The 5,338-nt window shown below is 71.2% G+C and carries 4 protein-coding genes and 1 riboswitch; of the genes, 2 read left to right on the forward strand and 2 right to left on the reverse strand.

From position 1 onward, the window contains the following. Window positions 1-138: 138 nt before the first annotated feature. Window positions 139-1,299 (forward strand): PP2C family protein-serine/threonine phosphatase, encoded by a 1,161-nt coding sequence (locus U9R90_RS33865; RefSeq protein WP_411061104.1) that lies wholly within the window; start codon window positions 139-141, stop codon window positions 1,297-1,299. Window positions 1,300-1,491: 192 nt separating this feature from the next. After that, window positions 1,492-1,647, forward strand: a riboswitch (cyclic di-AMP (ydaO/yuaA leader). 11 nt (window positions 1,648-1,658) lie between these two features. Next, window positions 1,659-2,747 (forward strand): M23 family metallopeptidase, encoded by a 1,089-nt coding sequence (locus U9R90_RS33870; protein ID WP_411061106.1) that lies wholly within the window; start codon window positions 1,659-1,661, stop codon window positions 2,745-2,747. A 188-nt stretch (window positions 2,748-2,935) separates the two neighbouring features. On the opposite strand, the gene U9R90_RS33875 is transcribed toward U9R90_RS33870, so the two are convergent. Together U9R90_RS33875 and trmB are read right to left on the reverse strand one after the other, a co-directional pair. Further along, window positions 2,936-4,228, reverse strand: coding sequence for a PrsW family intramembrane metalloprotease (locus tag U9R90_RS33875; protein WP_411061108.1), 1,293 nt, complete (start codon window positions 4,226-4,228; stop codon window positions 2,936-2,938). A 106-nt stretch (window positions 4,229-4,334) separates the two neighbouring features. Then, window positions 4,335-5,129, reverse strand: a complete 795-nt coding sequence (trmB, locus tag U9R90_RS33880) for a tRNA (guanosine(46)-N7)-methyltransferase TrmB (RefSeq protein WP_411061109.1) — start codon at window positions 5,127-5,129, stop codon at window positions 4,335-4,337. Window positions 5,130-5,338 lie beyond the last annotated feature (209 nt).

Genomic DNA, 5,338 nt, shown 5'->3' on the forward strand with positions numbered 1-5,338 from the left:
GCTCCCCACACCCGCTTTCACTCCCCCCACCCGTTTGGCCCACATCCGGTCGCCCGCCGTTCCCAGTGCGGGAACGCTGGGTAGAGAGCGGCAGCGGTCCGCAGCCGGTGCGGGGCGGACGTGGCAGGAGACAAGCCGGTGGGCCAGCAAGCAGGGGTACAGGGGGTGCCGGGCGGGCGTCGCCGGGACCGGGGCATCACCTTCGTCCGCGCGCTCCCGGTGCTGCTCATCGCCGTCGGCCTGACCGTCGCCCTGCTGACCCCGCCCAGGTTCACCGCCGCGCCGTTCTTCTCGGCCGCCCCACTGATCGCCGCGCCGTTCTTCTCGCTCGGCGGCACCGTCCTGATCGGGGTCGCCGCGTCGGCGTCGGTCATCGGCCCGCAGATGTACTACGACACGATGGGCTACCCCCAGGAGCTCACCGAGCTGGTCACGGTCACCACCGTGGCCGCCCTGGCGATCTTGATCAACCTCGTCGTACGCAGCAGAGGCGAGCAGCTCGCCTCGGTCCGCCATATCGCCGAGGCCGCCCAGCGGGCCGTCCTGCCCGAACCCCCGCCCAGCATCCGCGGGCTCGCCATCGCGGCCCGGTACGAGGCGGCACAGGCCGACGCGTTCATCGGGGGCGACCTCTACGCGGTCCAGGACACCCCGCACGGCGTACGGCTCATCGTCGGCGACGTACGCGGCAAGGGGCTCGGCGCGGTGGAGGCGGTCGCGGTGGTGATCGGGGCCTTCCGGGAGGCGGCCGAGGGCGAGGCGACCCTGGCGGCGGTGGCGCAGCGCCTGGAGCGTGCTCTGACGCGGGAGGGGACCCGGCGCGAGGGGCTCGACGCGTTCGAGGGATTCACCACCGCCGTACTCGCGGAGATCCCGCACGGCGACGGGATCGTACGCCTGGTCAACCGCGGGCACCCGGAGCCGCTGCTGCTGTGCGCCGACGGAGCGCTGCGGGTGCTGAGCCCCGACGAGCCCGCGCTGCCGCTCGGGATGGGTGACCTGGGGGGCTGGCCGGACCGGGCGACGGAGGCCGAGTTCCCCGTCGGGGCCATGCTGCTCCTCTATACCGACGGGCTCTCCGAGGCGCGGGACAAGGGCAACGTCTTCTACGATCCGGCGGCCCGGCTGCGCGGGCGGATCTTCCCCGGGCCCGACGAGCTGCTCGCCACCGTGGCCGAGGAAGTGCACACCCACACCGGGGGTGTCACGACCGACGACATGGCGCTGCTCGCGGTCAGCCGACCGGCGACGGCACCGGCGATATCACCGAAGGTGACCGAAGGGGACCCCTCCGCATAACGACTGATGCACCGTCAAGAAATTTGGTGCCGCCTTAGCGGGGGTAACTCGCCCGATTTGGACCCCTCGTGACCCGTTAAGTCCAGGCCAAGGCCGCGAACGATCAGTGGGAACGGCTTGGAATCCGGGCCCGGGGTCTATTAACGTTCGATAACGCAGCGCGGTCGTCCCAGCCGTCACAAGAGTCGGCTCCGTGCGCACACGCCTAATCCCGCAAGGGAGCCGGGGAACCACCTACTTGGGGTGAATCGGGCACAACACGCCTTGACTGAGGCGCTGGAGTGCTCGTAGGAAACCTTCCTGTTCCGAACCCGTCAGCTAACCCGGTAGGCGAGAAGGAAGGAAAGGAGTGCGCCCCAGTGGCGTCCAACAGGCCTGCCCCCGAAGCCTCGTATCTGCCGGACGACGGCTACGAGACCGGCTATCTCACTCTCGAGGAGCCCACGGGGGAGTGGAACCCCACTGAGGAGTCCATCCGCCCCGTACGCGGCAAGCACCGCGTGGCCAAGCAGCGCGGCGGATTCGCCCGCAGCTCCACGGTGCTCGGTGTCGGCGTCATCGCCGCGGTCGGCGCGGGCGGCATAGCCACCGCGCAGGACAAGTCGGCGGCCCCGATATCCATGCCCGACATGTCGAGCGTGACGGACCAGCTCCCGAACGTCGGCTCGCTGCTGTCCGACGACGACGCGGCCGAGTCCGGGTCCGACCTCGGCGCCATGTCGACGGTCACCCAGGCCACCGCGGCTCCCGCCGGCGCCGAGGCGAACGCCGAGCAGGGCTCGGTGAACGCGGGCGAGGCACTGCGCGCCCGCATCATGCAGCAGGCCGAGAGCAAGCAGGACGAGGCCGCTACGGCCGAGCAGCTCGCGTCGGCCGACGCCGCCGCCAAGAAGGCCGCCGAGGACGCCGCCAAGTCGCTGAGCGACGCCGAGGCCGAGGCGAAGCGCAAGGCAGAGGCCGAGCGCAAGGCTGAGGCGGAGGCCAAGCGCAAGGCCGAGGAGGAAGCCAAGCGCAAGGCCGAGGCCGAGCGGCTCGCCAAGCTCGCCAAGAGCTTCACGGTCCCGCTCTCCTCGTACACGATCACCTCCACCTACGGGCAGTCCGGCTCCATGTGGTCCTCCGGGTACCACACGGGTCTGGACTTCGCCGCGCCGGCGGGCACGCCGATCAAGTCGGTCCACACCGGTACCGTCAAGGAGGCCGGCTGGTCCGGCGCGTACGGCTACCGCACGGTCATCGAGATCGCGGACGGCACGGAGATCTCGTACAGCCACCAGTCGTCGATCGGCGTCAGCGTGGGCCAGAAGGTCTCCACGGGCGATGTCATCGGCCGGGTGGGCTCCACCGGCAACTCCTCGGGCGCGCATCTGCACCTTGAGGTCAAGTCGTCCGGCGGCAGCTTCGTCGACCCGATGGCCTGGCTGCGCGGCAAGGGCGTCAGCATCTGACGGACTCGCGTCGCCGAGTCCCCCACCTCTGAGGGCCACCGCGCCCCTTTGGGCTGAACTCTCCTGGACTCCGGCAGTCCTGGCGGCTTACCCCCCGACGCCAGGGCTGTCGGTCCGACGCATGCCCGTGCGGTCCGACGTATGCCTGCGCACGGCCCCGTCCCGTTTCACGTGGAACATTGGGCCGTTCAGCGTAGGTACGGGTTGTGCGCGGGGTACGGGGCGTACGCGGAGTACGGAGCCGGGGCCACCGGGGCAACCGGGGCCGTTTCCCAGGCCGCGTGGGCGAGTGCGGGGCGTGCCGGGCCGCGGCGCCGCCACAGATCGTCCAGCAGTTCCCGCTCTCGTACGACGAAGTCGGCACCCGCTCGGCCACGGCGGCCCCGGTGCCGGAGCAGCGCCAGTGAGGTCGCGTACAGCTGGTACTCGGCGACCGCGCGGGCCGCCTCCCGGCCCTCGGTGCGGGCGGCGTGCGCGCGGGCCAGGCGCCTGGCCCGCAGGGAGGCGAGCACCCGGGGTTCCAGCGGGGCGAGCCAGCCGGCCGCCACATAGGCGGGCAGTTCCTCGCGCAGGGTGCGCAGCTCGCGCTGTCTGGTCCAGATCGCCAGCCAGGTGATCAGCCCGAAGCAGGGCACCATGAACGCCGTGTAGACGGCGAAGAAGCCGAGGCCGCCGAAGACCGCGGAACCGTTCCACAGGGCGTGCATGCCCATCGCCAGGAGCAGTCCGCCGAGGGGTAGCAGGACCCGGCGCAGCCGCCGGCGGTCCGCCGAGAGCGCGGCGATACCGAAGCCGATACCGGTGAGCACGGTGAACAGCGGATGCGCGAACGGCGACATCACGACCCGTACGAAGAAGGTCGCGGCGGTCATCGACTGGAAGCCGGTGTCGTCGCCGAAGCCGCCGTCGGTGTCCACGCCGTAGGCGTTGCCGAGGTAGAGGATGTTCTCGGTGAACGCGAAGCCGGTGGCGGTGACCCCGGCGACCACCACGCCGTCGACGATGCCGGTGAAGTCCCGTCTGCGGAACAGGAAGACCAGCAGGATCGCGGCCGCCTTCCCCGCTTCCTCGACGATCGGCGCGATGACGGTCGCGCCGAGTGCGTCGGCGTTGATCGGGTCGGCGGTCCTGGTGGCTATCCAGTCCGTCGCGAAGGAGTTCGCGACGATCGCTATGAGGGTCGCGGCGCAGGCGCCCCAGGCGAAGCAGAACACCATGTTCCGCCAGGGTGCCGGCGCCACCCGGTCCAGCCAGAGGAAGGCGGCTGTCAGCAGCGGTACGGGCAGCACCGCGAGCCCGAGACCGACCAGGAAGCCCTCGGTGCCGGTCTGCTCCCTGACCAAGGCGAGGATCACGAGCCCGGACACGGCGAGCAGCGCGGCTGCCTGGACGGCCCTCCGCCGCCACCAGGGGGCAGTGCGCGGTCCCGGCCCCTCGGCGCGAGGGGCATCGGACGGCGGGTACGGATCGCTGACGGCCACGGCGTTGACCCTAACGAGGGACGGCGGTGGCCCGCGACGGTGCCTCAGCCTTCAGCCACGGCTTTCTGCCTCAGCCGTCAGCCACGGCTTTCCGCTTCGGCTTCAGCTACCTGCTTTCCGCTTCGGCCTTCGGCGGTGTGGGTTCGGCGGCGCGGGTGAAGAGCAGGTCGTGGACGACATGCCCCTTGTCCAGGCCCTGGCCCTCGAAACGGGTGAGCGGCCGGAACTCCGGGCGGGGCGCGTAGCCGCCGTCCTCCTGGGTGTTCTCGAAGCCGGGGTGCGCGGTCAGCACCTCGAGCATCTGCTCGGCGTACGGCTCCCAGTCGGTCGCGCAGTGGAGCAGTGCGCCGGGCTTCAGCTGGGTCGCGGCGAGCGTGAGGAAGTCCGGCTGGATGATGCGGCGCTTGTGGTGCCGCTTCTTGGGCCACGGGTCGGGGAAGTAGACGCGCAGCCCGTCCAGGGACTCGGGGGTCAGCATCTCGCGGAGCAGGATGATCGCGTCGCCGTTGGCCACGCGGATGTTGGACAGACCGTTCCGGTCCGCGAGACCGAGGAGGTTGCCCTGGCCCGGAGTGTGTACGTCGACGGCGAGGATCCCGGTCTCCGGGTCGTCGGCCGCCATCTGCGCGGTGGCCTCGCCCATGCCGAAGCCGATCTCCAGGACGACGGGCCGTTTGTCGAAGAGTTCGCCGAGGTCGAGGGTGCGCTGCCCGTCGATGTCCAGGCCCCACTTGGGCCACAGCCGTTCCAGGGCCTCGCCCTGGCCGGCGGTGACCCGGCTCCGGCGCGGCTGGAAACTACGGATGCGCCGCTCGTGGTGCGACCCGGCGGGGTCGGGCGCGGGGCCGCCGGGGAAGCGGGGAGCGCCCTTGGGGCGGGGTTCGTTGAGAGAGTCAGACACAGTACGCCGATTTTACGGCCATGTGCGGGAGGTACGGTTCCGCCTGTGGACTGGTGCGGGTCAGGGATTTCGTCCCCCCACCCCGCCGCTTCCCGGCTGTGACATTAGCGGCTTCCGCCGCAGGCCTCGCCGGCCGGGCTCAAAGACTGCCCTCAAGCGCCGGACGGGCTGAAAACCAGCCCGCCCCGCCGCAGCCGCGTCACGCCCGC

Source organism: Streptomyces sp. E11-3 (assembly GCF_046540415.1).
Lineage (GTDB): Bacteria > Actinomycetota > Actinomycetes > Streptomycetales > Streptomycetaceae > Streptomyces.